The organism is Qipengyuania sp. (genome assembly GCF_043423005.1).
Classification (GTDB): Bacteria; Pseudomonadota; Alphaproteobacteria; order Sphingomonadales; family Sphingomonadaceae; genus Qipengyuania.
Genome location: NZ_JBHWMI010000027.1, coordinates 1 through 24939, shown reverse-complemented (window position 1 = coordinate 24939; position 24939 = coordinate 1). Strand labels below are relative to the sequence as shown.

General features: G+C 64.8%; 26 protein-coding genes. 12 read left to right on the top strand and 14 right to left on the bottom strand.

The window, feature by feature from the left end; translation table 11 throughout:
• Window positions 1-49: 49 nt before the first annotated feature.
• Window positions 50-1270 (top strand): cell wall hydrolase, encoded by a 1221-nt coding sequence (locus tag ACHFFA_RS04615; RefSeq protein ID WP_394269674.1) that lies wholly within the window; start codon window positions 50-52, stop codon window positions 1268-1270.
• A gap of 45 nt (window positions 1271-1315) precedes the next feature.
• Here ACHFFA_RS04615 and ACHFFA_RS04610 read toward each other — a convergent pair whose 3' ends face one another.
• From ACHFFA_RS04610 to ACHFFA_RS04590, 5 genes are all read right to left on the bottom strand, one after another.
• Complete coding sequence (locus ACHFFA_RS04610) at window positions 1316-2518, bottom strand: type III PLP-dependent enzyme (protein WP_394269673.1); 1203 nt, start codon at window positions 2516-2518, stop codon at window positions 1316-1318.
• Between the two features lie 163 nt (window positions 2519-2681).
• Window positions 2682-3860 (bottom strand): carboxynorspermidine decarboxylase, encoded by a 1179-nt coding sequence (locus ACHFFA_RS04605; protein ID WP_394269672.1) that lies wholly within the window; start codon window positions 3858-3860, stop codon window positions 2682-2684.
• 87 nt (window positions 3861-3947) lie between these two features.
• On the bottom strand, window positions 3948-4580 hold the full coding sequence (locus tag ACHFFA_RS04600; protein WP_394269671.1) for a hypothetical protein: 633 nt from the start codon (window positions 4578-4580) through the stop codon (window positions 3948-3950).
• Window positions 4577-5272 carry a hypothetical protein gene (locus ACHFFA_RS04595; RefSeq protein WP_394269670.1) on the bottom strand — a complete coding sequence of 232 codons (696 nt, stop codon included), beginning with the start codon at window positions 5270-5272 and terminating at the stop codon, window positions 4577-4579. The genes ACHFFA_RS04600 and ACHFFA_RS04595 overlap by 4 nt, the downstream gene beginning before the upstream one ends.
• Before the next feature lie 165 nt (window positions 5273-5437).
• Window positions 5438-6649, bottom strand: a complete 1212-nt coding sequence (locus tag ACHFFA_RS04590) for a saccharopine dehydrogenase family protein (protein WP_394269669.1) — start codon at window positions 6647-6649, stop codon at window positions 5438-5440.
• Window positions 6650-6883: 234 nt separating this feature from the next.
• Between ACHFFA_RS04590 and ACHFFA_RS04585 the strand changes: the two genes are divergently transcribed.
• From ACHFFA_RS04585 to ACHFFA_RS04575, 3 genes are read left to right on the top strand one after another with little or no spacing between them, the layout of a single operon-like run.
• Window positions 6884-7846: a threonine/serine dehydratase gene (locus ACHFFA_RS04585; protein ID WP_394269668.1), complete on the top strand. Its 963-nt coding sequence runs from the start codon at window positions 6884-6886 to the stop codon at window positions 7844-7846.
• Between the two features lie 51 nt (window positions 7847-7897).
• On the top strand, window positions 7898-8347 hold the full coding sequence (locus tag ACHFFA_RS04580; protein WP_394269667.1) for an MAPEG family protein: 450 nt from the start codon (window positions 7898-7900) through the stop codon (window positions 8345-8347).
• Window positions 8344-8790, top strand: a complete 447-nt coding sequence (locus ACHFFA_RS04575) for an MAPEG family protein (protein ID WP_394269666.1) — start codon at window positions 8344-8346, stop codon at window positions 8788-8790. The genes ACHFFA_RS04580 and ACHFFA_RS04575 overlap by 4 nt, the downstream gene beginning before the upstream one ends.
• A 13-nt stretch (window positions 8791-8803) precedes the next feature.
• On the opposite strand, the gene trxB is transcribed toward ACHFFA_RS04575, so the two are convergent.
• Both trxB and ACHFFA_RS04565 read right to left on the bottom strand, forming a co-directional pair.
• Window positions 8804-9778 carry a thioredoxin-disulfide reductase gene (gene trxB / locus ACHFFA_RS04570; protein ID WP_394269665.1) on the bottom strand — a complete coding sequence of 325 codons (975 nt, stop codon included), beginning with the start codon at window positions 9776-9778 and terminating at the stop codon, window positions 8804-8806.
• Window positions 9779-9842: 64 nt separating this feature from the next.
• Window positions 9843-10628, bottom strand: a complete 786-nt coding sequence (locus tag ACHFFA_RS04565) for a tyrosine-protein phosphatase (RefSeq protein ID WP_394269664.1) — start codon at window positions 10626-10628, stop codon at window positions 9843-9845.
• Between the two features lie 120 nt (window positions 10629-10748).
• Between ACHFFA_RS04565 and ACHFFA_RS04560 the strand changes: the two genes are divergently transcribed.
• Window positions 10749-11225, top strand: coding sequence for a response regulator (locus ACHFFA_RS04560; RefSeq protein WP_394269663.1), 477 nt, complete (start codon window positions 10749-10751; stop codon window positions 11223-11225).
• On the opposite strand, the gene ACHFFA_RS04555 is transcribed toward ACHFFA_RS04560, so the two are convergent.
• The 5 genes from ACHFFA_RS04555 to ACHFFA_RS04535 all read right to left on the bottom strand — a co-directional run bounded on the left by ACHFFA_RS04555 (window position 11213) and on the right by ACHFFA_RS04535 (window position 18666).
• Window positions 11213-11902 (bottom strand): TIGR02281 family clan AA aspartic protease, encoded by a 690-nt coding sequence (locus tag ACHFFA_RS04555; protein WP_394269662.1) that lies wholly within the window; start codon window positions 11900-11902, stop codon window positions 11213-11215. The genes ACHFFA_RS04560 and ACHFFA_RS04555 overlap by 13 nt on opposite strands.
• Before the next feature lie 10 nt (window positions 11903-11912).
• The gene (gene egtD, locus ACHFFA_RS04550; RefSeq protein WP_394269661.1) at window positions 11913-12914 is read right to left on the bottom strand and encodes an L-histidine N(alpha)-methyltransferase; all 1002 of its coding nucleotides are present in this window, start codon (window positions 12912-12914) and stop codon (window positions 11913-11915) included.
• A 3-nt stretch (window positions 12915-12917) separates the two neighbouring features.
• The gene (egtB, locus tag ACHFFA_RS04545) at window positions 12918-14177 is read right to left on the bottom strand and encodes an ergothioneine biosynthesis protein EgtB (protein WP_394269660.1); all 1260 of its coding nucleotides are present in this window, start codon (window positions 14175-14177) and stop codon (window positions 12918-12920) included.
• Window positions 14178-14245: 68 nt separating this feature from the next.
• A complete protein-coding gene (locus tag ACHFFA_RS04540) occupies window positions 14246-15640 on the bottom strand; it encodes a class II 3-deoxy-7-phosphoheptulonate synthase (RefSeq protein ID WP_394269659.1) in 1395 nt (464 codons plus the stop codon).
• An 80-nt stretch (window positions 15641-15720) separates the two neighbouring features.
• Entirely contained in the window at window positions 15721-18666 is a 2946-nt protein-coding gene (locus ACHFFA_RS04535; RefSeq protein WP_394269658.1) for a M16 family metallopeptidase, read from the bottom strand.
• Between the two features lie 84 nt (window positions 18667-18750).
• Here ACHFFA_RS04535 and ACHFFA_RS04530 point away from each other — a divergent pair, with 84 nt between their 5' ends.
• From ACHFFA_RS04530 to ACHFFA_RS04500, 7 genes are all read left to right on the top strand, one after another.
• Window positions 18751-19332: a NifU family protein gene (locus ACHFFA_RS04530; protein WP_394269657.1), complete on the top strand. Its 582-nt coding sequence runs from the start codon at window positions 18751-18753 to the stop codon at window positions 19330-19332.
• 21 nt (window positions 19333-19353) lie between these two features.
• Window positions 19354-19962: a malonic semialdehyde reductase gene (locus ACHFFA_RS04525; RefSeq protein ID WP_394269656.1), complete on the top strand. Its 609-nt coding sequence runs from the start codon at window positions 19354-19356 to the stop codon at window positions 19960-19962.
• Between the two features lie 38 nt (window positions 19963-20000).
• The gene (gene tsaB / locus ACHFFA_RS04520; protein WP_394269655.1) at window positions 20001-20612 is read left to right on the top strand and encodes a tRNA (adenosine(37)-N6)-threonylcarbamoyltransferase complex dimerization subunit type 1 TsaB; all 612 of its coding nucleotides are present in this window, start codon (window positions 20001-20003) and stop codon (window positions 20610-20612) included.
• Window positions 20612-21064, top strand: coding sequence for a GNAT family N-acetyltransferase (locus ACHFFA_RS04515; protein WP_394269654.1), 453 nt, complete (start codon window positions 20612-20614; stop codon window positions 21062-21064). Before tsaB ends, ACHFFA_RS04515 begins: the two co-directional genes overlap by 1 nt.
• 149 nt (window positions 21065-21213) lie before the next feature.
• The gene (locus ACHFFA_RS04510) at window positions 21214-21660 is read left to right on the top strand and encodes a MucR family transcriptional regulator (RefSeq protein WP_394269653.1); all 447 of its coding nucleotides are present in this window, start codon (window positions 21214-21216) and stop codon (window positions 21658-21660) included.
• A 74-nt stretch (window positions 21661-21734) separates the two neighbouring features.
• Window positions 21735-22157: a Fur family transcriptional regulator gene (locus ACHFFA_RS04505; RefSeq protein WP_394269652.1), complete on the top strand. Its 423-nt coding sequence runs from the start codon at window positions 21735-21737 to the stop codon at window positions 22155-22157.
• Window positions 22129-23061, top strand: a complete 933-nt coding sequence (locus tag ACHFFA_RS04500) for a lysophospholipid acyltransferase family protein (RefSeq protein WP_394269651.1) — start codon at window positions 22129-22131, stop codon at window positions 23059-23061. Before ACHFFA_RS04505 ends, ACHFFA_RS04500 begins: the two co-directional genes overlap by 29 nt.
• Here ACHFFA_RS04500 and ACHFFA_RS04495 read toward each other — a convergent pair.
• Window positions 23031-23912 carry a LysR substrate-binding domain-containing protein gene (locus tag ACHFFA_RS04495; RefSeq protein ID WP_394269650.1) on the bottom strand — a complete coding sequence of 294 codons (882 nt, stop codon included), beginning with the start codon at window positions 23910-23912 and terminating at the stop codon, window positions 23031-23033. The two genes, ACHFFA_RS04500 and ACHFFA_RS04495, sit on opposite strands and share 31 nt — an antisense overlap.
• Before the next feature lie 35 nt (window positions 23913-23947).
• Window positions 23948-24865, bottom strand: a complete 918-nt coding sequence (locus ACHFFA_RS04490; protein ID WP_394269649.1) for a hemolysin family protein — start codon at window positions 24863-24865, stop codon at window positions 23948-23950.
• Window positions 24866-24939: the final 74 nt, after the last annotated feature.

Sequence of the window (24939 nt, the reverse complement as noted above, 5' to 3'; positions counted from 1 at the left end):
CAGGTGGCACGAATCGGCGCGAACCGCGTTATAGTCGCGCAACTTCGCCATGACCGCCCATCCCCGCCTGCTTTCGCGCCTCGACGTCTTGCGCGAGAACCTGCCGCTTTTCGGCATCGGGCTGCTATTGTTGATCGCCTTGGCGACGCTGGTGATGATCGGGCGCAGTGCGGGGGGTAGCGCGCCTCAGGCCGGCCTGTCCGATCCGGTGACAGGTGCAGCACCAGCCTCTGCCGGCCCGGTCGAGGCCTTATCCCAGCTTCCTGCGACGGCGGAAAGCAAGGCGGTCCTCACGACGCAGCTCGACACCTCTTCGGCCCAAAGCCGCAATGGTGCCATCCCGATCGAGCGGGCCAAGCGCGGACTGGCCAAGCCGTTCGTTTTCCGCGGCACCGCCGCCGATCGTGAACGCGCCCAAGAATGCCTTGCGCTTGCCGGGATTTCCGAAGCCGGCCTTGGCGATGCGGATCAGCGCGCGGTAATGCAGGTCATCCTCAACCGCGTGCGCCATCCCGCCTTTGCCAAGAGCGTCTGCGGGGTCGTCTTCGAAGGGTCCTTGCGCAGCACCGGATGCCAGTTCACCTTCACCTGTGACGGTTCGCTGGCTCGCAGCTATCCCGCCAACTGGCTGACCGCCGCCCGCCGCCGGGCGGGAGAGGCGCTGGGCGGCTATGTCGAGCCGACGGTCGGCAACGCCACTCACTATCACGCCAATTACGTATATCCTTGGTGGAGCCCCAAGCTCGACAAGGTGGCCGAGGTCGGCCCACACCTGTTCTTCAAGTGGCGCGGCTATTGGGGCACCCCGCAGGCGCTCGCCGCGCGCTATGTCGGCAACGAGCCCGACCCCGCTGCCCTGCGCCGCGCTGCTCTGGCGGTCGAGCATTCGATCAAGCTGCCGCCCGCACCGGGCGCATCGGCGGATGAGGGTACGGCAGTGGCGGCGAGCATCACCGCGGACAGCGGCGGGGGTGCGCCAGGCTCGCCTGCACCGGGCATCCACTTCCTGCTGGTTTCGGCGGGGGACAGTCCCTCGGTGCTGATCGGCAAGGCCCGCAAACTGTGTCCGGGCGAAGGCTATTGCCAGGTCATGGGCTGGACCGATGCGAGCGCCATTCCCGGCAAGCTGCCGCTGACCGACGGCGCCCGCCGCGCCTTGCGCTTCAGCTTCCTGCCCGCCGGCGAGGGGGGCAGCGAGGCCGTGTTTTTCGACTGCGCACTGTGGGACGAACCGGCGCTCGGCCGCTGCCTGCCCAAGGCGCGGCCCTGATCGGAGTGCCGGATGGGGGCAGGTCGCAACCCGCCCCCCGCCGTATCAGCGCAAGCTCACCACATTGTCTGCCACCGGACGCAGGCGGCTGCCGTCGTAGAGGCTGGCCATCGGCTCGTCGGCCACGATGATCCGCTGCGCCGCGCCGAAACCGTTGAACTCGGTCTTCATCGCGGCACCATAGGCGCCGAGCATGCCGATCTCGATGTAATCGCCCGCCTGGATATCCTCGGGCAGAGCGAAGGGACCGGGCATGTAATCGGCATCGTCGCAGGTCGGACCGTAGAACGCGAAGTCCATTTCCGGTTTGATGAGATCGTCTTCCAGCGCACGAACCGGGAACTTCCAGTTGACGTGCGCCGCATCGAACAGCGCGCCATAGGCACCGTCGTTGATGTAGAGCTCTTCGCCGCGGCGCTTCTCGACCTTGACCAGCACCGAGGAGTATTCCGCGCACAGCGCCCGGCCGGGTTCGCACCACAGCTCGGCATTGTAGGCGATCGGCAGCGCCTCGAAATGCTTCTTGATGATCTGGAAGTAATCCTCGAGCGGCGGCGGCTCCATCCCGGGATAGACGCTCGGAAACCCGCCGCCGACATCGATCATGTCGATGACCACGGAAGCCTCGGCAATGGCCGCGCGGGTGCGGTCCAGCGCCTGGACATAGGCGAACGGCGTCATCGCCTGGCTCCCCACGTGGAAGCACACGCCCAACCAGTCCGCATGCTGGCGGGTTTCCTGGAGCAGCGCCGGCGCCTCGGTCAGGTCGCAGCCGAACTTGCTCGCCAGCGAAAGCTCGGAATATTCGCTCGACACGCGCAGGCGGACGCAGAGGCGCAGGTCCGCCGCGGGGGTGCCATCGGCGGCGCGGGTCGCCTCGACGATCTTCGCCAGCTCTTCCGCCGAATCGAGGCTGAAGGTGCGCACGCCATGCTCGAAATAGGCCTCGCGGATGGCGCCGGGCGCCTTGACCGGGTGCATGAAGCACAGGACCGCATCCGGCAGCGCCGAGCGCACCAGCCGCACCTCGGCAATCGAGGCGACATCGTAATGGGTGATCCCGTTCGCCCACAGGATCTCGATCAAATCGGGCGAGGGATTGGCCTTCACCGCATAAAGAGACTTGCCCGGAAACCGCTCGGCGAAGAAACGCGCCGCCCGCGCCGCGGCGTGCGGGCGGTTGAGGATGACCGGCTCGTCCGGCGCAAGGGTGCGCGCTACGGCCTTGGCGTCAGGAAAATGCTGCAACTCAAGGGACCCCCTAAACGGCTCTTGCGAGCCATGAAACGACAAGCTGCCTTGCGGTTAGGAAGTCCCCTTGGGGCAGCGGGAGCGGCGCATATAAAAGGGTGGCGATGAAACGCAAGTGAATAGGCGCGTTTTCCGCGCCGATTTCACCAGCCGGCGGCCTTCAGCTCAGCCGGTCGCGAAATGCCTCGTAACCGAACTCGCGCACCAGCTCGAGCTGGTCGGTGTCGCTGTCCCACAGCCAGATCGACGGCAGCTGGACGCCGTTGAAGGTGTTGGTCTTGACCATCGAATAATGCGCCTGATCAAGAAAGGCGAAGCGCGTGCCGATCTCCGCCCCGCCGGGAATGCGGTAATCGCCGATGACGTCGCCCGCGAGGCAGGACGGACCGCCGATACGCACCTGCGGTCCCTCGCCCTCGCTCAGTTCGCCCAGCATCGCGGGACGGTAGGGCGCCTCGATCACGTCAGGCATGTGGCAGGTGGCGGAAACGTCGCTGACGGCGAGTGGCACGCCGTTGAAGCCGGTGTCGAGGATGGTGCCGACCAAAATGCCGGCATCGAGCGCCACCGCCTCGCCCGGTTCGAGATAGATTTCCGTCCCGGTATCCTCCTTCGCATCGCGCAGGAATTCGACCAGCTCCTCGCGCTGGTAATCGGCGCGGGTGATGTGGTGCCCGCCGCCCATGTTGATCCACTTCAGCTGGCCGAACCACGGTTCGATCGCGTCGAAGACCTTGTCCCAGGTGGCAAGCAGCGGCTCCAAATCCTGCTCGCACAGATTGTGGAAATGGATCCCGTCGACCTGCTCCATGATTTCCGGGGTCAGCTGATCGATCGGAAAACCCAGGCGGCTGCCGGGGCTCGACGGGTCATAGCGGGGCACCTCGCCTTGGGGGCACATCGGATTGATGCGCAGGCCGATATCGAAATCCTGCCCGGCGGCGCGGGCCGCCTCGATGATGGGTGCGGCGCGTTCGAGCTGGCCGGGCGAGTTGAAGATGACGTGATCCGAAAGGCGGCACACCTCTTCCAGCTCGGCGGGCTTGTAAGCGGCGCTGTAGGTCGCGATCTCGCCGTCGTAGAATTCGCTCGCCAGCCGCGCTTCCCACAGGCCCGAAGTGCAGACCCCGTCGAGATATTCGCCGATGATGGGCGCGGTCGAAAACATGGAAAACGCCTTGAGCGCGGCGAGCACCTTGATCCCGGCGGCATCGCGGATATCCGCCAGCACTTGGCAATTGGCGCGCAGCCGCGCGGCATCGACGACGAAGGCGGGGCTGTCGACACGCGAAAGATCGAAGTGCGCAAACGCGCCCGGATCGCCGGCTCTGGTTTCCATGCGGGCGACTTAATCGCCCCGGCGCAAAAGAAAAGGGCGGGAACGGCCATCGCCGCCCCGCCCCGTTTCCCTTTCGGGATGACCCGGTCAGTCCGCTTGCGCGCGATAGACGAGGGCGCGCATCGTGCCTTCGTAGGAAAACCCGCGCGACATCATGGCTTCGTTGCCGGCCGTCCAGTTGGACACGCCGAAGCCGGTATAGACCATCGTCGAGGACGTCCCGAGCGTGATCGTATCGTGCGTTTTCCCGATCGGCGCCGGATCGACCATCACCAGCGCGAAGCGTTCGTTCGCCGCCGGCACGAACTGGACCGAATAGAGCCCCGGGCGAAACATGTAGCTTTCGCGCGCGAAGCTTCGCGTCTCGTTGCCAGCTTCGTCGAGCAGCACCACCTCGGGCGATACCACCCGCGTCGGTTCCAGCACCGCGCCGACTTCGACCATCCTGGCGCTGCCGGCAGGCGGCAGGGCATAGACGAGATAGGGCACCGCCGCGCCGCCCCGTCTGATACAGGCCGAGGCGGCCGACACCTGATCGTCCCGCGTCCAGATCGCCTTGTCTTTGTCGGGCACGAGGCTGAGCGCCGACACCGTATCCACCCCGTCGGCGCAGGTGGCCGGGGCGTAGGTCAGGCTGGGCGGAAAGCTTACCGCCGTGGTCGTGCAACCGGCCAGCATTCCGGCGCCGGCCAGAACGGCGAGCCTCGAGGTCCGGCTCATTTCATCAGGCGGACAGCAGTTTCCGCCACCTGCTTGAGCGCATCGTCGATCCCTGCGGCGAGCCGTTCGGGATTGGCGACCATGTCCTCGCGGTTCTGGAACGTGTAGGCCGGGTTCGGCGCGATCGTCACAACGCCGGCCTGCGTGTTCACGCCGTTGTAGACGATGCGGTTTTCCATGATCGTCTTGCCATTGAGCGCGTCGACCATCCGCACGTCGGCAGTGACCACCGGACGCCACAGCTGGTTGCCGGCGTTGACATAGCCGAACGAGGTGACGTTGAAGTCGACCAGGGCCTGCGTCCCGGCCGGGGCGGCGGGATAGCTTGCCAGGAACTTGCGTTCCTCGCGGTCGGGCCCGTCCATCAGCGTTGCCGAAACCCGGTTCGCGGCCAACGTGTCGACGAGGTGCTTCTCGAAGACGGCTTCAGGATCGTGCTGGATGCTTTCCAGCGCATCGTTCACCCGGTCCTTGCGCGACGCCTGGACCCCGGCGTCCACCAGCGCACCGATCAGTCCGAAATTGCTCATCGTCGACGCCGCTTCGAATGCGACCGCATCCTTGGGCAAGGTATCCGCAACGATGCCGACCGAGGTGACCGGCGTGGCGGGTGCGGCATATGGCGTGCCGACATACGGCTTGGCGCAGGCGCCAAGGCTCAGCAGCGCGAGCGCCGCAAACGACTTGTTCATTGAAGGTGTCCCCCTGGTGGCCGGGCGGAGCGATCCGTCCCGCAGCGCCCCCCTATGGCGCTGCGGGTTTAATACCGCATCAAGCGGCATCGTCAATAAATCGTAAGCGGCCGCCCCGCTCGCAAAACCCCGCGTCAGCGAGCGCGGGGGGCAGCGCGGCGCGGGCTAGAAACCGACCGGCCCGTCCAGCTCCTCGACCTGCCACGGCAGGCCCTGCTGGTTCAGCATGTCCATGAACGGATCGGGGTCCATCTGCTCCATGTTGAACACGCCCTCGCCCCGCCATGTGCCAGTGACCATCATCGCGCTGCCGATCATCGCCGGAACGCCGGTGGTGTAGCTCACCGCCTGGTTGCCGGTTTCCTCGTAGGCGGCCTCGTGGCTGCAGATATTGTTGATGTAGAAGGTCTTCTCGCCCGAACCGTCGAGCGCTTCGCCGGTCGCGATGACACCGATGTTGGTGTTGCCCCTCGTCGTCTCGCCAAGGGTTTCGGGCTTGGGCAGGACGGCGGCGAGGAACTGGAGCGGGATGATCTCCTTGCCCTGATAGCGGATCGGATCGATCCGGGTCATGCCCACGTTCTGCAGCACGGTGAGGTGCTTGATGTACTCGTCGCCAAAGGTCATCCAGAAACGCGCGCGTTCAATCTCGGGGTTGAATTTCGCGAGGCTTTCCAGCTCCTCGTGATACATCATGTACATGTTCCTGCGGCCGACGCCTTCGAAGTCGAACTCCACGCGTTTGCCCATCGCCGGAGTTTCGACGAACTCGCCGTTCTCCCAGTGACGCGCCGGCGCGGTGACCTCGCGGATGTTGATTTCGGGGTTGAAATTGGTGGCGAAGGCCTGCCCGTGATCACCGCCATTGCAATCGAGCATGTCGAGCTGGCGGATCGTCTTCAGCTTGTGCTTCTTGATCCACATGGTGAACACGCTGGTGACGCCCGGATCGAAGCCAGAGCCGAGCAGTGCCATCAGCCCCTTGTCCTTGAAGCGGTCGTGATAGGCCCACTGCCAGCTGTATTCGAACTTCGCCTCGTCCTTGGGTTCGTAATTGGCGGTGTCGAGATAATCGACGCCCGCTTCGAGGCAGGCGTCCATGATCGGCAAGTCCTGGTAAGGCAGCGCGAGGTTGACGACGAGGCTGGGCTGGACCTTTTTCAGGAGGTTGACCATCGCCGGCACCTCTTCGGCGTCGATCTCGTAGGTGCTGACGTCCCGCCCGGTGCGCTGCTTCACCGAGGCCGCGATCGCGTCGCACTTGGACTTTGTCCGGCTGGCAAGATGGATGTCGGAAAAGATTTCGGGGTTCATCGCCATCTTGTGAACGCATACGCTGCTGACGCCGCCCGCACCGATGACCAGGACTTTCGACATGACTTGCTTTCTCCGAAACAGGATTCGCGGCTGCCCTAGCGAAATGCATGCCGACCGCCAATCGATCCGCGAAAGCCCGTTTCCTACGGTCGTGCGGAAGACGTAGGAGCCGGTTATGCTCTCCCGCCATCCCTCGAAATTGCCGCCCTCCGTCCCCCGGCGCTGGGGCCGCCCGATATTTCCTCTCAGGACTGTGTGACAAGTGTGACAGGGTTCAGCACCAAAGGCACCGCGATGAACGAAAACGCCCCACGAATGCCGACCTGTGAAGGCACGCAAGCCGCGCTTGCCAGCCTCCAGCAGATCGGACTGCCGCCCACCCCGCTGCTTCCGGTGGAGATCGGCGGCGTGCGGGCCTGGGCCAAGGCGGAATGCCTGCAACCCATCGGCGCATTCAAGATCAGGGGTGCGTGGTGGCGGTTGGTCAACCTCACTCCCGAGGAGCGGGCACGCGGCGTGGTTGCCGTGTCGAGCGGCAACCACGCCCAGGGCGTCGCCTGGGCGGCGCGGCGACTGGACATCCCCGCGGCCATCGTCATGCCGCGCAACGCGCCTGCGGTGAAGCTGGAGGCGACCCGCGCGCTGGGTGCGGAGATCGTGCTCTATGACCGGCCAGGCGAGGATCGCGACGAGGTTGCCGCCCGCGAAGTCGAGCGGCGCGGCGCGGTACTGGTCCACGCTTTCGCCGATCCCTGGGTGATCGAGGGCCAGGGGAGCGCCGGGCACGAGGCGGCGGCGCAACTGGGGCGCACGCCGTCGCGCCTCATAGTCTGCTGCGGTGGGGGCGGGCTCGCGGCCGGGCTGTCGCTCGCCTGCCCCGACAGCGCGATCCACGTGGTCGAGCCGGCAGGCTGGGACATGGTCGGGCAATCGCTCGCGGCGGGCGAGATCGTGCGGGTCGGCGCCAATCCGCCCGCCACCATCTGCGATGCGCTACAGCCCGACGCTACCAAGCCGATCAACCTCGAAGTCCTCAATGGCCGGGCGGAACCGGGCGTGGCCGTGACGGACGACGAGGTCCGAGCCGCCCAGCGCTTTGCCTTCGCGCGGCTCAAGCTGGTGCTCGAACCCGGCGGCGCGGCGGCGCTGGCGGCGGCGCTGGCCGGCAAGGTGCCGCTGGACGAGGATACCGTCATCATGCTGACCGGCGGCAATACCGATGCGGCGAGCTTTGCCCGCACGCTGGCCGAGGTTTGACAATCGCCGGGCTTGGTCGCAGGCTCGGGCGCATAACAGGGAGGGTATGGCATGCAGGCAGAGATGCTGGCACCGGCGGCGGTGCTGATCGCGTGGTCGCTGATCATGCTGGTATGGATGGGTTCGGCCCGCCTGCCGGCGATGAAGCGGATGGGCGGGGGTCTGGCGAACAGCAAGGCCGGCGGCCGCGGGCAGGACCTCGAAGGCGTGCTGGATGACCGGATCAACTGGAAATCGCACAATTACACCCACCTCATGGAACAGCCGACGCTGTTCTACGCGGCTTCGCTGATCGTGGCGCTACTCGGCCCGGCGACAGGGGATGTGTGGGCGGCCTGGGCCTATGTCGTGCTGCGGATCGTGCATTCGCTGTGGCAGTCGCTGGTCAATACCGTGCCGCTGCGCTTCCTGCTGTTCATGGCTTCCACCGCCGCGCTGGCCTGGCTGACGGGGCGGGCGCTGGTCCTCACGCTGTTCACCGATACGGGAGTTCTCGCATGATCGACGACGCCGCGCTCAATTCCCCCATTCTCCAGCCCATCGTGGTGCTGATGATCTGGACGATGATCATGTGGGCCTGGATGTACGCCACCCGCATTCCGGCGATGAGCCGGCTGAAGGTCGATCCGGACAAGATGGTGCGCGATCCCGATGCCTCGCTCGATCGCACGCTGCCGGCAGAGGTTCAGTGGAAGGCCCACAACTACAACCACCTCCACGAACAGCCGACCCTGTTTTACGCCGTCGCACTGCTGCTGGCGATCACCGGCTATGGGGATGGGATGAACGCCCTGCTCGCCTGGATCTATACCGGGCTGCGGATCATCCATTCGCTGGTGCAGGTCACGGCGAACCGCGTGATGGTGCGTTTCGTGCTGTTCGCCATTTCGAGCGTAGTGCTGATTGCGCTGATCGTGCACGCCGCGATGGTGGTGTTCGACTAGCCGAGGGGGCGCGCTACTCCGCCGCCTCGGCGTGGCCGGCAAGGTCGATGTCGAGGCCGGCGAGGAAGCGTTCCGCATCGAGCGCGGCCATGCAACCCGTCCCGGCGGCGGTTACCGCCTGGCGATAGGTATGGTCCATCACGTCGCCTGCGGCAAACACGCCGGGAATCGCGGTCTTGGGCGTGCCGGGTTCGACCACGAGGTAGCCGCCCTCGTCGATCTCGAGCTGGCCCTTGAACAGCTCTGTTGACGGGGCATGGCCGATGGCGACGAAGGCCCCGTCACAGGCGAAATCGCTTGTCTCGCCGGATCGGGTGTCGACCAGCGCCAGCCGTTCGAGCGCACCCGCCGGCCCGGCCTCGAACCTCTCCACGGCCTTGTTCCACAGGACGGTGATCTTGGGATTAGCGAACAGGCGGTCCTGCAGGATGCGTTCGGCGCGCAGTTCCCCGCGGCGGTGGATCAGGGTCACGTCGTCGGAATGGTTGGTAAGATAAAGCGCTTCCTCGACCGCGGTGTTGCCGCCGCCGATGACCGCCACTTTCTTGCCGCGGTAGAAGAACCCGTCGCACGTCGCGCAGGCACTGACGCCCTTGCCGCCCAGCTCCATCTCACCCGGCACGCCCAGCCACTTGGCCTGTGCCCCGGTGGCGATGATCACCACATCGCCGACATATTCATCGCCGCTGTCCCCGATCGCACGAAAGGGCGAGCCGCCGGCAAGGTCGACCTTGACGATGGTGTCCCACATCATCCGGGTGCCGACATGTTCCGCCTGCTTCTGCATCTGCTCCATCAGCCACGGCCCCTGCACGACATCGGCAAAGCCGGGGTAGTTCTCCACGTCGGTAGTGATGGTCAGCTGCCCGCCCGGTTGCAATCCCTGGACCACGATCGGCTCCATCATCGCCCGCGCGCCATAGATGGCGGCGGAATAGCCGGCGGGGCCGGAACCGATGATGAGCATTTTGGTACGATGAATGGCCATGACGTGAATTTGCCTGTCAAGAATTGTCGGTTGGTGGGCTATATGGGCGCGGCGGCCGGCGAAGTCACGTGACGTAGCGGGCCTGCAACCTTTGCCGCAGGTCGTCGTCCACACCCAGTTCGCGGGACACATAATCATCGAGCGAGCCATGCATCCGCTCGGCCTCGGCCCACCAGGTTTCCAGGTATTCTTCGCGCACCCCCAACAGCGCGTCGATCGAAGGCTCGTCAAGCGTGCGCCCGAAGCGTTCCTCAAGCGCGGGAACGGTCTGCCGCCGCAGCACCGCGATGGTCGGGGCGTCATTGGTCCGCATGAACTCGGCGATCTGGTCCTCGCGGCTTACCCCCAGGAGGTGCAGCACGAGCATGGCCGCCACCCCGGTCCGGTCCTTGCCGGCAAAACAATGGACGAGGCTCGGCCCCTCGTTGTCCGCCAGCACGCGAAGATACCGGCCAAACATCGCGATCATCGCGGGGTTGTGCGGCATTCGGGTATACACCGCCTGCATCCGCTCGCGCGCATAGGCTGCGGTCGTGACGCTTGCATCGATGTCGAGATGCGGCGGGCTGGACGAGGTTTCGCCTTCGTGGAAGATGACCTGGCCGTCGAACCCCTCGACTCTTCGGCAGGGATGCCGTTCGCGTTCGCTTTCGCCGCGCAAGTCGATGACGGTACGAATGTGCAACCGGCCGAGAGCGGCGAGATCCTCGTCGCTCGCCTCGACATGCTGGCCCGAACGATACAGCAGGCCGCGCCGCACGGCGCTCCCGCCCATCACTCGCCACCCTCCGTAATCGCGGAAGTTATGGATGCCCGTGGTGCGGATGAAAGCGTCAGTCGGATGGGTCATCGATCGCCGGTGAGAGTACTCGTGGTTTAGGTAGGAATACGAGGCCCGTCCCTTACCCGCCAGTGCTTGCCTTGTCTTTAGGGGGCGCCTTGCACCGAACAAGCGTGAAAGGCACCCATCGTGGCTCATATCCTGATTGTCGATGACGACGAGATCGTTGCGGAAGTTGCCAGCGCCGCACTGCTCGATGCCGGGCATATCTGCGGCTGGGTCGGCAGCGGGCGCGAGGCGCTGGACCTCCTGCGCTGGCGCCGGCCGGACGTCCTGCTGCTCGATCAGGATATGCCCGGAATGACCGGCGCGCAGGTGCTGCGCGAATTACGCACCTCGCCGCGCCATTACGATTTGCCGGTGATCATGTTCACCGGGATCACGGGCGCTGCGGACGAACAGGCCGCCCGCTTCAACGGGGCGCAGGCCTACTTGCGCAAACCCTTCGCACCAGAAGCACTCCTGCGTGAAATCGAAACGCTGTTGGCCCAGCGACGAACCAGTCCGCAGCATCTGGCGCTGGAGGACTATCTGGCCCGGTCGGCCGGCCGGTGGAAGGACTCGCCGAGCGGCGGGGCCCAGACCTTGCGACGCTATTCTCTCTGATCGGATACGGCGGGGGAAAGGATCAGATCGCCACGCTCCACCCGCCACCCTTCGAGCCGGGACAGGAAATTCATCCCGATGACGTTCGTCCGCCCGAGATTGGGCGCAATGACGGCATCCAGCCCTTCGGCCGTGATGTTTCCGAAGGATAGCTGATCAAGGGTCGTCAGATCGGCGTGTACCGTCCCGTTGGCGGTGCTGATCATGATCGGCACCCCGCCGGTCCGCGCCGTCAATCCCGCGCGCTGCGCTGTTTCGGCGGATACTGCGGTCAAGGTCGCTCCGGTATCCACCAGGAAGCGGACGGGCACGCCGTTGACGTCTGCCTCAAGCCAGTAATGCCCGTCGGCGGCCAATGGGACAACCGTCTCGCCGCCTTCGACCCGCTGCTCGGGCAACCCCAGCTGTGGGACGGCAACCTCCAGCCGCGGATCGAAGCGGGACAGCTGAAGTACGAGTGTTACGAGGATCGCACCCAGCGCCAGCGAACCCAGGCCGCGTATGAGCTTCCCCCCGGCCACCTTGCGCGAAATCATCGCCGATCCGATCCACCCCACGACCATCGCAACGATCGTCGCGAGGAGGAGGCCCGAACGCGGAACGGCGCTGATGACGTCGCCCAGTCCGGATAGCAGCGGCGCAAAGTCCATCACCGCTATATAGGTCGCTGGGGTCACCGCGAAAAGGTCAGGGGGCACCGCGTTCTTCGGTCGCCTCGGCGAGGATCACGCAGAAGCGTTTCTTCTCGTCCTTCCAGCGCGCGACCGGGCTCCATCCGCCGGCCTGAAGCATCATCGCCGCGCTGCGGCGGGTGAACTTGTGGCTGTTTTCGGTGTGAATCGTTTCGCCCGCGCTCATGCGGAAACTTTCGCCAGCGACGGTGAAGGACAGATCGCCCTGTGCCATCAGATGCATTTCGACCCGGGCATCGTCGTCGTTCCAGCGGGCAACGTGACACAGCCGATCAACCGGGATGGTGCCGTCGAGCTCGCGATTGATCCGGCGGGCAAGGTTGAGATTGAATTCTCCGGTTACCCCGCGGGCATCGTCATAGGCCGCCTCGAGCACGCGGCGTTTCTTGATGAGATCCATGCCGATCAGCAGCAGCGGCCGCTGCCCCCCGCCGCCGTTGCCCAGCGTAGCGCGCATGGAACGCAGCAGATCGGTGGCAGTCCGCGGTACCATGTTGCCGATCGTCGAACCGGGAAAGAAGCCCAGCTTGGGCATGTCCGCCACCTCGTCGGGCAATGCGGTCTCGCGCATGAAATCCGCCTCGACCGGGTAGATCGGCAGCTGCGGAAACTTCGCCGACAAGGCGGCGGCAGCCTCGCGCAGGAAATCGCCCGCGATGTCGAGCGGGACATAGGCCGCCGGTTCTATCGCCGAGAGGAGCAAGGGCGTCTTGACCGAACTGCCCGAGCCGAATTCGATCACGGCGCGATCCGGGCCGATCAGTTCGGCGAATTCGGCCCCCCGCGCCGTCAGTATCTCGGTTTCCGCGCGCGTCGGGTAATACTCTTCGAGAAAAGTAATTTCCTCGAACAGCTGCGAACCCGCATCATCGTAAAGCCAGCGTGCCGGCACTGCTTTCTGACGTTGCCGAAGCCCTTTCAGAACGTCGCCGCGAAAGGCACGGTCGACGCCGTTGCGATCGCGGTCGACAATGGCGATCCCCTGTTCCTCCAGCATAGATTACGTGTCCTTGGCGAGCCGCAGGCCGGTGAATTGCCAGCGCTGATGGGGATAGAAGAAGTTGCGATAAGTCTTGCGCGAATGCCCCCGCGGCGTTGCGCAGCTCGCTCCGCGCAGGACGAACTGCCCGCTCATGAATTTGCCGTTGTACTCGCCGACGGCGCCTTTCGCCGGGGCGAAGCGGGGATAGGGCAGATAGGCGGAGCGAGTGAATTGCCAGCAGTCCCCGAACAGACCTCCGCCTCCTGCGGGTATCACAGGGCCCGCATCGTCGAGCTGGTTGCCACTGTGGGGATCGTGGATTTCCGATGGCGAACCCCGCCCCCGCGCGATCGCTTCCCATTCGAACTCGGTCGGCAATCGGTACCCTGCCCAGCTAGCAAAGGCATCGGCTTCGAAATAGCTGATGTGAGTGACGGGCGCGGCAGGATCGCGCCGCTGCCAGCCCGCATGGGTAAAATGGGCGTCTTCCCGCCAATAGGCCGGCGCGGCGATGTGGTTCTGGCAGACCCACGCCCACCCGTCAGACAGCCACAGCGCAGCCTTTCGATAACCGCCATCGGCAATGAACGCATCCCATTCGCCATTGGTGACGAGAAGGGACGACAGGGCGAAGGGCTCCAGCAGCTGGCGATGCGCCGGCCCCTCGTTGTCGAACGCGAAGCCGCCCCCCTCATGTCCGATCCGGGCGATCCCGCCGGGATGAGAGTACCAGCCGCAGTTATCGGACAATGTCTTCGTCGCCGGAAGTGCCGCATCCCATAACGCCGGGGCGAGCGGGTTCTGGAAGAACGCATGCTTGATATCGGTCAGCAGCAATTCCTGATGCTGCTGTTCATGTGCCAGTCCCAGATCGATCAACGGGCCGAGCGTCTCGTCCTCAATCAACGGAGCCATCTCGCGGTCGACGTGGGCGCGCCATTCCAGGATCCGGTCCAGCGCCGGGCGGGACATGAGGCCCCTTGTGCCGCGCGCAATCCGCTCGCCCTCGGCCTCGTAGTAGGAATTGAAAACGAAGGGCCATCGCTCGTCGAACAGGCGGTAGTCCGGCTTGTGATCGCGCAGAAGAAAGGTTTCCCAGAACCATGTCGTATGGCCGAGATGCCATTTGGCCGGCGAAGCATCATCCATCGACTGGATCGTTGCATCCGCATCCGATAGCGGGGCGGCGAGCGCCTCGCTCAGGGCGCGGGTTCGTGCGAACCTGGCGGCGCGATCCGTCGGCTCGCAACGGGCGATCTGGGCTTCGGGCTGGAACATCCGCCCCTCTTGTCTGCGGCTGCCCTTCGCGGCCTCCGCAAGGGAGAATGGCGATTAATCGCTAAAGGTCAACCAAGCCCCGCCTGCGCAACCTGTTCATCGCCTGCATTCAGTGCGTGCTCCGCATTGATCATCTCGGCAATCAGGAACGCAAGTTCGAGCGCCTGGGCTGCGTTGAGACGCGGATCGCAATGGGTGTGATAGCGGTCCTTGAGCGTTTCGTGCGTGATCGCCACCGCCCCGCCGATGCATTCGGTAACGTCCTGCCCGGTCATTTCGACGTGAATGCCACCGGCGTGAGAGCCTTCTGCCCGGTGCACGTCGAAGAAGCTTCGCACCTCGGCCAGAATGCGATCGAACGGCCGGGTCTTGAAGCCGCTTTCGGATCGGATGACGTTGCCGTGCATCGGATCGCAGCTCCAGACGACCGGGTGCCCTTCGCGCGTAACGGCTCGCAGCAGTGGGGGCAGGCCGCGCTCGACCTTGTCATGCCCGAAACGCGCAATCAGCGTGATCCTCCCCGGCTCGCGGGAAGGGTTCAGGGTATCGAGCAACCTGAGTATTTCGTCCGGCTCGAGGGTCGGCCCGCACTTCATGCCGATGGGATTGCCGATGCCGCGCGCGAACTCGACATGCGCGCTGCCGGCAAAGCGGGTGCGATCGCCGATCCACAGCATGTGCGCGCTGGTATCGTACCAGTCGCCGGTCAGGCTGTCGCGCCGGGTAAGCGCCTGTTCGTAGGGCAGCAGCAAGGCTTCGTGACTGGTATAGAAGCTGGTCCCCTGCAACTGCGGAACCCGCGCAGGATCGACCCCGCACGCCTCCATGAAATCCAGCGCCTCACCGATCCGGTCGGCCATACGCGCGAATTTTTCGGCCCACGGGCTGCGGTCCATGAAATCCAGCGTCCACTGGTGGACCTGCCGCAGGTTGGCATAGCCGCCTCCGGCAAAGGCGCGCAGCAGGTTAAGTGTCGCTGCCGATTGGTAATAGGCCCTGACCATTCGCTGCGGGTCGTTGACGCGCGCACCGCTTTCGAATTCGATGCCATTGACGATATCACCGAGATAGCTTGGCAAGGTGACGCCGCCCTGCGTTTCTTCGGCGGCCGAACGGGGCTTCGCGAACTGGCCCGCCATCCGGCCAACCTTTACCACCGGCTGCTTGCTGGCGAACGTCATGACGACCGCCATTTGCAAGAGCACCCGAAACGTGTCGCGGATGTTGTCCGGATGAAATTCGGCGAAGCTTTCGGCGCAATCGCCGCCCTGCAGAAGGAACGCCCGCCCGGCGGCGACTTCCGCCAAATCCTGTTTCAGCGCCCGTGCCTCGCCGGCGAACACCAGCGGCGGATGACGGGTGAGCGATCCCTGGACCTCCGCCAGGACAGCGGGGTCGGCGTAGCTGGGCAGATGACGCGCCTCGAATGCCTGCCAGCTATTCGGCGTCCAGGGGCGTTCCATCCGCGAACCTCGTGCTGTCGTATCCACCGTTATCCCCTACCCCGCCAGCCCGCGGATGCATAGGCAAAGGCGGGCTGATCTCAGCGACCGCGCGCGCTTTCGGCTGGAGCGGACGCCTTTGTTGCCAGCGATTGCCCTTCCGGAATAACCGCCAAGCGCCACCCGTCGACATTGCCGAAATATTTGGCACCCAGTGCCTTCATTGTCTCCGGCGTCGTCACCGAATAATCATCGATAAGGGTCGGCAGGGCCTGAACACGGCGGGTGTCGGTGCTGCTTCCGGCGAGCTCCAGCATCCAGAAGTAATTGCCGCTCTGCGCGCGCGAAAAGTAATTGCGCAGAGGTTCGGTAACCAGCTTGAGTTCCTCTTCCGAGGGCGGCGTGGTCGCCAGATCGCGGGCGATCCGGTCAGCTTCGGTGAAGAAGGTGGGAACGTCCTGCGGCCGAAGCTGGGCAAGGGCCATGATCCGCCCGCCGCTCTCGATGCCGGTCGGCCAATCCAGCCGCACGACCGGGGCATAGCTTGCGCCGGCCCGTTCGCGCATCGCCTCGAGCAAGCGATTGTTGAACACCTGCACCAAGATTTCGAGCTGGCGCGATTCGCGCAGGCCGTCCAGCCCTGCCCCGCCCGGCCAGGCGATGACGGCGGCGGCCTGATTCTGATCGCCGCGATGCGTGCGAACGACAGTTTCCCCCGCCGCCGGGAAGCCGACTGTCCGCGCCGTAATTTCAGGGGAAAGGGGCTCGCGCGCCGGCAGGGCGCCGAACGTCCGCGTCAGAGCCTCGACGGCCTCCTCGCGGTTGAAATCACCGGCGATCAAAACCTCGATCGGACCCTGCCGCGTCAGGATCGGTTCCCAGACCCCGCGAAAGCCGGCCACACTTGTCGCATCGATCTGGGCGGGTGTCGGGATGCCGAAACGCGGATCTCCATTCGCCAGCAGGTAACCGAGGTCGCGATTGATCACGCCCGCCGGGCTGGTGACGAAGCTTTCGTATGCCAGCTTGTTCGCTGCCTTGGCGCGGATCAGAGGATTCTCGTCCCACCGCGGCGCAGCGAGCTTGCCGGCGAAAAGATACAGCTGATCGGCCAGATCCTGTTGCCGGGTCTGCGCGGCGAAGGTGAAGGTATCTTCGTCGATCCCGAAGTCGAAACCCATCTTGCGCCCGGTGGTGATCCGGTCAAGTTCCTCCTGGCCGAGCGTACCCTGCCCGGCACCGATCAAAGCCGCTTCGCCAAGCGAGATGTAAGGAGCCTGATCGGGCGAGAAGGCGCGATAACCCGCACCGAAGTCGACCTTGACCGAAACGCGGCCCGGTTCGTCCTTTGACGGCCAGATGATCGCGTTCACCCCGTTGGCGAAGGTAATAAGCTCGCTATCGCGCAGGACATGCTGGGTGCGGCTTACGATCTCGCCCGGCGCACCGATCGGCGGAAGATCAGCAAAGGAGATCGTCGCCGCCGCAAGCCGCGCGCCCGCGTCTGCCTTCACCGGCGCCAGCATGGCGGCGTGGAGCGCTTTGTCGCTCGCCTCATCCGCATCAGGGGTCATGTAGACCGCGCGGATGACGTTGCCGGAAAACAGCTTGCGGGTTTCCGCCAGCACCATTTCGGGTGTCGCGGTATTTTTCATCCGCTCGAACACCATGAGGAAGGTTTCAGGCGCGGCGACGCTTTCGCGGATGTCGACCGCATTCACCAGATCGTCGGCCAGCTGCGACCCTGCCATGACCGAGCGTTGTTCGACCAGGTTCTGATACACCACCTGCATCTCGGCAAGTTCGCGGGCGATCTCCTCGGCAGTCGGCGGGTTGCTGGTCGCGTCCGCGATCACCGCCCTGATTTCATCCAGCGACCCCTGCCAATCCTCGCTCAGCGGAGCGAAGGTCACCAGCGTTGCATGGGTCGAACGGCTGATCTTGGCCTCGTCCGCCTGGGCGTAGAGGAAAGTTCCATTGCCGCGCGCCCGCGCCTCGAGCCGGCGGTTGATCAATGCCAGGGCAAGCTGTTCGCGCAACCGGCCCTCGTTGTATTCGATCGTGTCCTTCACCGGTCGCCACGGGCGCATGATGCCATAGGTGAAGGCGCGCGGGAGGTCGGGTTCGACGATCACCTTCACTTCGCCGACCGGGTTCGCAGGATCGGCACCGCGCGGCGCGCGGGGATCACCGAACGCAGGCGCGGCGACGGGCCGGCCCTTGCCCTGCCAATCGGTGAAAAACTCCTCGACCAGAGCTGCGGAAACCAGCGGATCGATATCGCCCACAATCGAGATGACGGTGTTTTCCGGGCGGTACCAGCGGTCGTAGAATGCCTGTAGCGACCGTCCGGTCGCCGCGCGCAAGCTATCCTCGGTGCCGATCGTCGTGCGGCTGGCCAGGCGCTGACCGGCGAACAGCGTCTGTATGCTGGTTTCGCTTACGCGTTCGGACGGACCGCCGCGTTCGCGCTTTTCAGCGAGCACGATCGGCACCTCGGCATCGACATTGGCGTTGGAGAGCACCGGCGCGCGCACCATGCCCGAGATCAGCCGCAGGCTTTCCCGCAGCTTCGCGGCATCGGCGGCGGGCAGATCAAGCTTGTAGACCGTATGAGTGGGCGTGGTCTCGGCATTGGTATCGCTGCCGAAAGTCGCACCCAGACGCTGCCAGGTGGGAATGGCTTCAGCCTTGCCCAGATAGGCGCTCTCCCGGAACAGCAGATGTTCGAGGAGGTGCGCAAAGCCGCGTTCGCTGTCTTCCTCGTGCAAGGAACCTGCATCGATCCGCACCCGGATGGAAACCTGGCCCGGCGGCACGCCGTTGTGCCGGACGCCATAGCGAAGCCCATTATCGAGCTCGCCGAAACGCCATTCCTCATCACGCGGGACGTCGCTGCCTTCATAGATCCACGGCACCTCGCCTTCGGTTTGCAGGGACGAAGGGACCGGAACCTGATCCTGCGCCACAACCGGTGTGGTGACGACGAGGATCGCAGTGGACAGGAACAGCGCAAGGCGCCCGCCGGCGCGCGGAAGATATAGCATGGCGGGTATATAGGAGGCCGCCGCGTGAAGCACCAGTGAACGCACGCGCTTGCCGGGCAGGAGTTCCGCCCCTACATCCACGTCATGTACATCGAAACCGAACCGACGCCTAATCCTGCCAGTCTCAAGTTCCTGCCCCAGCGCCAGGTCATGGCCGGCGGCACGCGCGAATTCGCAACCCCCGAAGCTGCGGAGGCAAGCCCCCTTGCGCAGGCGATCTTCGATACCGGCGAGGTGACGAATGTATTCTTCGGCGGCGACTTCATCACCGTCACCGCGGCACCGGGCGTGTCATGGCCCGAACTGAAGCCGCAAGTGCTTGCGATCCTGCTCGATCATTTCGTGTCGGAGGCCCCCCTGTTTGCGCCTGCCAGCGCGGCAGGAATTGCAGTTCCGGGCGAGCCTGACGACCTCGTTGTCGAGGGCCGACCCGAAGATGGCGACATTGTCGATCAGATCCAGGAATTGCTGGAGGCGCGGGTGCGCCCGGCCGTTGCCGGCGACGGGGGCGACATCCAGTTTCGCGGATATCGCGACGGGATCGTCTACCTGCAGATGCAGGGCGCCTGTGCCGGGTGCCCGTCATCCACCGCCACCCTGAAGCACGGCATTGAAGGCCTGCTGAAACATTATGTACCAGAGGTCGTTGAGGTTCGCGCGGCCTGACCCTTTATTTGAAAGCCCTTCATGACCGATATCTCAACCGGCGCCACGCTATCCGACGAGGCGCTCGATCTCATTTTTCGCGATGCGCGCAGCTTTAACGGCTGGCGCGACGAGGACGTTTCGGAGCAGCAGATCCGGGCAATCTACGAACTGCTCAAGATGGGCCCGACATCGGCCAACATGCAGCCCGGCCGGTTCGTCTGGTGCAAATCGCAGGAGGCGAAGGACCGCCTCGCCGCTCATGCGAGTGACGGAAACAAGGAGAAAGTCCGCACCGCGCCGGTCTGCGTCATCATCGGGTACGATCTTGATTTCCACGACCAATTGCCATGGCTGTTCCCGCACACCGATGCGCGTAGCTGGTTCGATGGTAACGAGCAGTTGCGGCAGGAATCCGCGTTTCGCAATTCGGCCTTGCAGGGCGCCTATCTAATGATCGCGGCGCGCGCGCTGGGCCTCGATTGCGGACCGATGTCCGGCGTCGATCTCGATGGCGTGACAGCGGAGTTCTTTGCCGACCAGCCGCGTGTCCGCGCAGACTGGATCTGTTCCATCGGTCATGGCGACCGCACGACCATCTTCGATCGCAGTCCGCGTCCTAATTTCGAAACCTTCAACGCTGTCGCCTGACTTGAAGCGGAAGGGCGCACCGGTCTAAGCGGGCCACGATGCGCACCCTTGCGATAGAAACTGCAAGCGAAGCCTGCTCGGTCGCGCTGTTCGATGGCGACCACCTTGTCAGTCATCGACACGAGGTGTTGGGCCGCGGACATGCCGAACGGCTTGTCCCGATGATCGAGGAGCTGCCGGACCGGGGCGAGGCATCCCGGATCCTCGTCTCGCTCGGTCCGGGAAGCTTTACCGGGGTGCGGATCGGTCTTGCGGTCGCCCGCGCTTTGGCGATCGTCTGGCGGGCGCGGGTCAGCGGTTATCCGACCCTGTCGCTGCTGGCGACGATGGCCCAGCGCCTTGGCGAGGAGCCCGTCACCGTCTGCGTCAATGGCGGCCACGGCCAGTGGTTCGTGCAGGACTTCGGCCCGCAAGGCCGGCCGTTGAACGGACTGGTTTCGCTGACTCCGGACGAAGCGCGCGACCGGACGCATCAGCGGATCGCAGTCGGCAATCGTGCTTCTGACCTTCTGACTGATGGCCATGCTGGATACAAAGCACTCGATCTGCGTCCCGACGCCCGCGCGGCCGTGCTGCTCCCACCGGAAATGCTGCTCGATACTTTGATACCCCTGTACGGGCGCCAGCCCGATGCACGGTTGCCGGGCTGATGGACACCATCGATCATGTGATGACGGTGATGGATCAGGCGTTCGATCCGCACTGGCGCGAGGCATGGACGCGCCGGCAGGTGGAAGATTCGCTTGCGCTTCCCGGCACCTATACGATCATCAGCGATTCCGTGGGCGAAAAGCCGATCACGCCCCGCGATGCCACCGGCTTCGTTCTGGCGCGCCGCGTCCTCGACGAAGAGGAACTGCTATTGATCGGCGTGATCCCGGCCATGCGCAACCGCGGGCTCGGCGAGCTTTTGCTCCGACGATTCCTGCAGGCCGCTCGGGACAATGGATCGCGACGGGTATTCCTAGAAATGCGGGCGGAAAACCCCGCCGAACGTCTATATCGGCGATGCGGGTTCGACCCGATCGGGCGTCGCAAAGGATATTACCGAACGCTCGGCGGCGACACGATAGATGCGATTACCTTCGCTCGTGACCTTTGACCTTACACCCGCCCCGATCTTTACCTCGATTACTATTCAGCAGACCGGTCATCTTGTAGCGCCGCGACAATCGAAGGCGCCAACGAGTCTTTACATGGACAGGATGAACCTTTCTTCCTAGCTGCAAACAAGCTGAGAGGATCGAACCCATGGAAAACATCGAACACGACGTGAATGAAACACTGATTACGCTGACGTCGGATATCGTCGCGGCCCATGTTTCGAACAACAATGTCGATGTCGCCGACGTGCCAACTCTCATATCCAGTGTGTACGGCGCCTTGTCGGAACTGGGGAAGCCTGTCGAAGTAACCGAGCAGCGTCCCGATCCTGCGGTTTCGGTGCGCTCGTCAGTCAAGAACGACCATATCGTCTGCCTTGATTGCGGCAAGAAGATGAAGATGCTTCGCCGTCATTTGTCGACCGAACATGACATGACACCCGGAGAGTATCGCGATCGGTGGGACTTGGCCCCGGACTATCCGATGGTAGCGCCGGCCTATGCGGAAACCCGCCGCGACCTGGCCAAGAAGATCGGCCTCGGACGCAAGCCCGGGCAGAAGCGCGGTCGCCGCAAGGCCGCGGCCGCGAGTTGACGCCGGCCATGGCTTGAGCCGCGGGCGGGGCGTGCCTATGGTCCCCGCTCACCACGATCGCTTCCGGAGCCGCCTTGCAACATCGCATCGATCTCGAACAGCTTTGCCAGGACAAGGGCCTGCGCATCACCGAACAGCGCCGGATCATCGCCCGCGTCCTGTCCGAAAGCGATGATCACCCCGATGTCGAGATGCTGCACGACCGGGCGAGCCGGATCGATCCGCGCATTTCGATCGCAACCGTCTACCGGACCGTGCGGCTGTTCGAGGAAGCCGGCATCCTCGATCGGCACGATTTCGGTGACGGGCGCGCGCGTTACGAGGCCGCCCCGGAGGCTCACCATGATCATCTGATCGATGTCGAAAGCGGCAAGGTCGTCGAATTCGTCGACCCCGAGCTCGAAGCCCTGCAAAAGCTGATCGCCGAAAAGCTGGGCTATCGCCTCGTCGATCACCGCATGGAGCTCTATGGCGTCCGCCTCGACCGCGAGAAATGAGCGGCGCTCGCGGACTGCCCGTCGGCGCGAAGCCGCGCTTCGCGGAGAAGCCATCGCACTGACGCTGCCGGAACAATTGCGGTTCGCTTGCCGCCTCGGCGCAATTGTCCTGCTGCTGCTCGTCTTCGTGCCGCTGCATTACGCTTTCCGACTGTTCGCCTACGGCTCCCCCTTTCCCATGCTCTTTCTGCGTTACACTGCCCGCGTCGTCGGCGCGCGGGTGGAGGTTCGTGGTACGCCGCTCCGTCGTGATGTCTTTTTCATCTCCAATCATGTGTCGTGGATCGATATCCTCGCCCTCGCCGGGAGTAGCGGAACCGCGTTCGTGGCGAAGCAGGAATTGGGCGAGGTGCCTGTCATAGGCTGGCTGTGCCGGCTGAATCGCACAATTTTCGTCAAACGCGAGAACCGCCTGGGCGTGGCCGATCAGATCAACGAATTACGTGAGGCACTGGCCGACAACTGGTCGATCACCGTCTTTCCCGAAGGAACCGTGACGGACGGGCAGTCGCTACTGCCGTTCAAATCCTCCATGCTGTCGGTGCTCGAACCGCCGCCGCCGGGCGTCTTCGTGCAGCCCTGCGTCGTCGATTACGGCGCGGTGGCCGAGGAGATCGCATGGATTGGCGATGAAAGCGGAGGCGCCAATGCCCGGCGGATCATGGCACGTGCCGGCACCTTCCGCCTGACGATCCATTACCTCGAGCCCTTCTCCCCGGCGGATCATCGCGGCCGCAAGGCGATTGCCGCCAAAGCGCGGGCGGAGATCGAAGGCAAGCTGGTCGAACTGCTCGGCCATCCGCTGCGCCCCTTTCCTCATACCGTCGATCCGGTACGCTACGCGCCCCCGCCCGTCCCCGGTCCGCGCGACGATCAGAGCGATGCGTCGATCAGCCAGTCGTGAAACAGCCGCACCGGCCGTTCATCCAGGGCGGCGGGCTTGCAGACGAACCAGTAGCTGTAGGGGCTCTCGACCTCGATATCGAAGATCCTCGCCAGCCGGCCGTCCGCCGCACGCCGGAGGTGATCGTCGTGCATGATGGCGATGCCGAGCCCCTGCGCCGCCGCCTCCAGCATCAGCTGACCGGAATCGAAATGATCGACCGCCAGCGGCTCGAGCTCGGGCAGACCGACGGCCTCCTTCCATGCGACGAAGCTTTCGGGCAATTCGTTGTGCACGAGAAAGGTCTGCTTCGACAGCGCCGCCGCCTGGGGCTGCGCGCCGACTTCGCGGGCGATGCCGGTGCTGGTGATCGCATGAACCTTGTTGTGATCGAGCCGGACGGCATGAAGCCCGGGCGCCGGCCCGCGCGACAGGATGATCGCCGCATCCAGCGTATCGCCCACCCGGTCTTCCAGATGCGGGCCGGTATCGATGTCGATATGGAGCAAGGGATGCCGCCGTCGCAGTTCGCCCAGCCGCGGGAACAGGCGCTGGCTGCCGAACAGCGGGAGGACACCCAAGTGTAGCCGCAGCAGGGCAGCATTGTCCGACTGCGCCTCCACCGCCCGGGCGAGTGCCTCGAGCTGCGGACTTACCGCGTCATAGAAGGCCTGCCCCTCATCGGTCAGCTGCATCGATTGGCGGGCGCGGGTGAACAGCCGCTTGCCGACGAAGCTTTCGAGATTGCCGATCCGGCGGGACAGCGCCGAGGGACTGAGCCCCAGTTCGTCCGCCGCCGCCCGCGCCGATCCGAGGCGGACCGTGCGCACGAACGCCTCGAGTGCGCGCAGCGGAGGAAGCCGCCGGGCCATCGATCAGACCTTGCCGAGCAGCGGCGGCGCGGGCGTCACGCGCCCTCGTCGGCTGCGGGCGGGGCGTGGAGGCGCATCCGGGTGACGTGGGTTTCGTCCGCCCCGGTGATCTCGATGCGCCAGCCGCTCGGATGGTCCAGCACGCGGCCCATCTGCGGGACCTGCTCGGCCAGCACGAAGGCGAGGCCGCCTAGCGTATCGACCGATTCCTCCACTTCCGCGAGGCGCGGATCGATCGCAGTCGCCACGTCGTCGAGCTCGGCCCGGGCGTCGCAGTCCCACATCCCGTTGCCGATGGGTACGATCAGCGCCTCGGGCGCATCGTCGTGCTCGTCCTCGATATCGCCGACGATCTCCTCGACCAGATCCTCGATGGTGATCAGGCCGTCGGTGCCCGAAAACTCGTCAAGCACGATGGCAAGATGGATGCGCTGCGAGCGCATGTCCGCCAGCACGTCGAGCGCGTTGCGCGTCTGCGGCACATAGAGCGGCTGGCGCATCAGCACCGTCCAGTCTTCGGGCGGCGGGCGCGATTCCGCCAGGAAGGGAAAGACGTCCTTGATGTGGATCATGCCGATCACGTGATCGAGCTGGTCGCGGTAGACCGGCATGCGCGAATGGCCGTGTTCGGAAAAGGCGGCGATCATCTCGTCCCAGCTCGCATCGGCGGCGATGGCGATGATCTCGCCCCGGGGGACGGCGATATCGTCGGCATCGTGCTCGCTGAAATGGAGCAGGTTGCGCAGCATCTGCCGCTCCACCCCGGACAGGTCGCCCTTGCCGGCGACCGAGGCATCGTCGGCGCCGTTCTCGTCCTCGTGCTCGTCGATCGCTTCCTCGAGCTGAGTGCGCAGCGATCGGTCCGAACTGTCGTTGTCGAACAGCTTGCGTATGGCGGGCCACAGCCCGCCGCTACTGTCCGCGTCTCCCGCGGATGATGTGGAATCGGCCATGGCCGCTCAACGCGCTCCTCTTAATCGCGATCCGCATATGGGTTCGCTATCCCCATCTTGGCAAGCGCCGCGAT

Bases quoted from the DNA above. Each gene is read 5' to 3' on its own strand.
- ACHFFA_RS04615 (WP_394269674.1), top strand. From the start codon at position 50: ATGACCGCCCATCCCCGCCTGCTTTCGCGCCTCGACGTCTTGCGCGAG.
- ACHFFA_RS04605 (WP_394269672.1), bottom strand. From the start codon at position 3,860: ATGGAAACCAGAGCCGGCGATCCGGGCGCGTTTGCGCACTTCGATCTT.
- ACHFFA_RS04600 (WP_394269671.1), bottom strand. From the start codon at position 4,580: ATGAGCCGGACCTCGAGGCTCGCCGTTCTGGCCGGCGCCGGAATGCTG.
- ACHFFA_RS04595 (WP_394269670.1), bottom strand. From the start codon at position 5,272: ATGAACAAGTCGTTTGCGGCGCTCGCGCTGCTGAGCCTTGGCGCCTGC.
- ACHFFA_RS04590 (WP_394269669.1), bottom strand. From the start codon at position 6,649: ATGTCGAAAGTCCTGGTCATCGGTGCGGGCGGCGTCAGCAGCGTATGC.
- ACHFFA_RS04585 (WP_394269668.1), top strand. From the start codon at position 6,884: ATGAACGAAAACGCCCCACGAATGCCGACCTGTGAAGGCACGCAAGCC.
- ACHFFA_RS04580 (WP_394269667.1), top strand. From the start codon at position 7,898: ATGCAGGCAGAGATGCTGGCACCGGCGGCGGTGCTGATCGCGTGGTCG.
- ACHFFA_RS04575 (WP_394269666.1), top strand. From the start codon at position 8,344: ATGATCGACGACGCCGCGCTCAATTCCCCCATTCTCCAGCCCATCGTG.
- trxB (WP_394269665.1), bottom strand. From the start codon at position 9,778: ATGGCCATTCATCGTACCAAAATGCTCATCATCGGTTCCGGCCCCGCC.
- ACHFFA_RS04565 (WP_394269664.1), bottom strand. From the start codon at position 10,628: ATGACCCATCCGACTGACGCTTTCATCCGCACCACGGGCATCCATAAC.
- egtD (WP_394269661.1), bottom strand. From the start codon at position 12,914: ATGCTGGAGGAACAGGGGATCGCCATTGTCGACCGCGATCGCAACGGC.
- egtB (WP_394269660.1), bottom strand. From the start codon at position 14,177: ATGTTCCAGCCCGAAGCCCAGATCGCCCGTTGCGAGCCGACGGATCGC.
- ACHFFA_RS04540 (WP_394269659.1), bottom strand. From the start codon at position 15,640: ATGGAACGCCCCTGGACGCCGAATAGCTGGCAGGCATTCGAGGCGCGT.
- ACHFFA_RS04535 (WP_394269658.1), bottom strand. From the start codon at position 18,666: ATGCTATATCTTCCGCGCGCCGGCGGGCGCCTTGCGCTGTTCCTGTCC.
- ACHFFA_RS04530 (WP_394269657.1), top strand. From the start codon at position 18,751: ATGTACATCGAAACCGAACCGACGCCTAATCCTGCCAGTCTCAAGTTC.
- ACHFFA_RS04525 (WP_394269656.1), top strand. From the start codon at position 19,354: ATGACCGATATCTCAACCGGCGCCACGCTATCCGACGAGGCGCTCGAT.
- tsaB (WP_394269655.1), top strand. From the start codon at position 20,001: ATGCGCACCCTTGCGATAGAAACTGCAAGCGAAGCCTGCTCGGTCGCG.
- ACHFFA_RS04515 (WP_394269654.1), top strand. From the start codon at position 20,612: ATGGACACCATCGATCATGTGATGACGGTGATGGATCAGGCGTTCGAT.
- ACHFFA_RS04510 (WP_394269653.1), top strand. From the start codon at position 21,214: ATGGAAAACATCGAACACGACGTGAATGAAACACTGATTACGCTGACG.
- ACHFFA_RS04500 (WP_394269651.1), top strand. From the start codon at position 22,129: ATGGCGTCCGCCTCGACCGCGAGAAATGAGCGGCGCTCGCGGACTGCC.
- ACHFFA_RS04495 (WP_394269650.1), bottom strand. From the start codon at position 23,912: ATGGCCCGGCGGCTTCCTCCGCTGCGCGCACTCGAGGCGTTCGTGCGC.
- ACHFFA_RS04490 (WP_394269649.1), bottom strand. From the start codon at position 24,865: ATGGCCGATTCCACATCATCCGCGGGAGACGCGGACAGTAGCGGCGGG.